This window comes from Veillonella sp. (assembly GCF_019414865.1).
Classification (GTDB): domain Bacteria; phylum Bacillota; class Negativicutes; order Veillonellales; family Veillonellaceae; genus Veillonella.
Map to the genome: position 1 here is coordinate 1 of NZ_DXLG01000213.1, position 1549 is coordinate 1549.

The window sequence follows — 1549 nt, forward strand, 5'->3', positions numbered from 1 at the left end:
TTACATATCTTTCTATCAATTACAAACTACAAACATAAGATTCTCTCATGTATGGTGTTATTTATTTTTTACCAATTCTACAACTTCTTTCATAATATTATGGGCCAATTCAGATTTTTTCATATTAGGCATTTCTTTAGGATCTTTATGAGGATATAAGAAGTATCCTTCATTTGTATCTACATTAAAGCCTGCATTAGATTTACTAACATCGTTTGCTACAAGCATATCTAAATTTTTTCTAGTAACCTTATCTTGACCGTATTTAATAACATGCTCAGTTTCTGCTGCAAAACCTACAAGAATTTGATGATTCTTTTTAGCACCTAAACCTTGTAGAATATCTGGATTTTTAACAAGTTCTAAAGTCATGGACTCCATTTTCTTTATTTTTTGTTCTGCCTTGTGAAGGACTCTAAAATCAGATACAGCAGCCGCCATAATAACAACATCTACCTCATCATATCGAGATTCAACAGCATGTTGCATAGATAAAGCAGAGTCAACAGGAACAAAATCAACTCCACTAGGTACGGCTAAAGATGTGGGTGCACTGACCAAAATAACGTTAGCCCCCATCCGGGCAGCTTGCTCAGCAATAGCATACCCCATCTTTCCACTCGACCGATTACCAATATAACGAACAGGATCGATATTTTCTTGTGTACCACCTGCTGTAACAAGTACTGTAGTACCTTCAAGCTCATTAGATTTACAAATCTGTGATTCAAGCCAATCTACAATGGCTTCAGGCTCTGGTAGACGCCCCATACCGGTAACCCCACAAGCAAGCCATCCTTCAGCAGGTTCCATAATATGGTAGCCAAGAGAACGTAAACCTTCCAAATTACGTTGAGTAATCGGATTGTTATACATTTCTGTATTCATAGCGGGACAAAGATATTTTGGAGCCTTAGTAGCCATTATTGTTGTTGTTAGCATATCATCTGCAATACCGGCATATATTTTACCAATTACATTTGCCGTAGCTGGAACAACCACATATGCATCTGCCCATGTAGCTAGTGCAATATGCTCTACATCCCATTGATGAACTTGTTCAAACATGTCGATAGCTACTGGATGTCCACTAATTTCACCAAATGTAAGAGGTGAAGCTATATGAGTGGAGTTTTGAGTCATAACCACCTTCACTTCAGCACCTTTTTTACGAAGTCTGCTAACTACTTCAATTGCCTTATACGCAGCAATACCTGCAGATACAGCGACAATGATATGTTTTCCTCGCATTTTCTTCTCCTTTTAAAAATTCCTTGTATCAATGATACAAGGAATCGTTTTTCTTATTTAATGCCTTCTTTAGTTCGTTTATAAGTCACTTCACCTTCGGCAATTTCATAGAATGCCAAGGAAACAGGCTTGTCAGTTGCATGTGTAGATTCAGCTAAGCATGGTTCACCATCTGTTAGTTCACGAGCTCGTTTAGCTGCCAATGTTACCAAAGTGTATTTGCTATCTACTTGACTTTCCAATTTTTTCAATGGAGGTTTTACCATCATACTATCACTTCTCCTTAGACTCTTGATAT

Annotated in this window: 2 protein-coding genes; both read right to left on the reverse strand. The window is 37.4% G+C overall.

From position 1 onward, the window contains the following. Positions 1-57: 57 nt before the first annotated feature. Complete coding sequence (gene coaBC, locus QZ334_RS08330; RefSeq protein WP_295233625.1) at positions 58-1251, reverse strand: bifunctional phosphopantothenoylcysteine decarboxylase/phosphopantothenate--cysteine ligase CoaBC; 1194 nt, start codon at positions 1249-1251, stop codon at positions 58-60. A gap of 53 nt (positions 1252-1304) precedes the next feature. Continuing rightward, entirely contained in the window at positions 1305-1520 is a 216-nt protein-coding gene (rpoZ, locus tag QZ334_RS08335; RefSeq protein WP_004695660.1) for a DNA-directed RNA polymerase subunit omega, read from the reverse strand. Positions 1521-1549: the final 29 nt, after the last annotated feature.

Coding starts and splice junctions, on each gene's coding strand:
- rpoZ (WP_004695660.1), bottom strand. CDS start 1,520: ATGATGGTAAAACCTCCATTGAAAAAATTGGAAAGTCAAGTAGATAGC.
- coaBC (WP_295233625.1), bottom strand. CDS start 1,251: ATGCGAGGAAAACATATCATTGTCGCTGTATCTGCAGGTATTGCTGCG.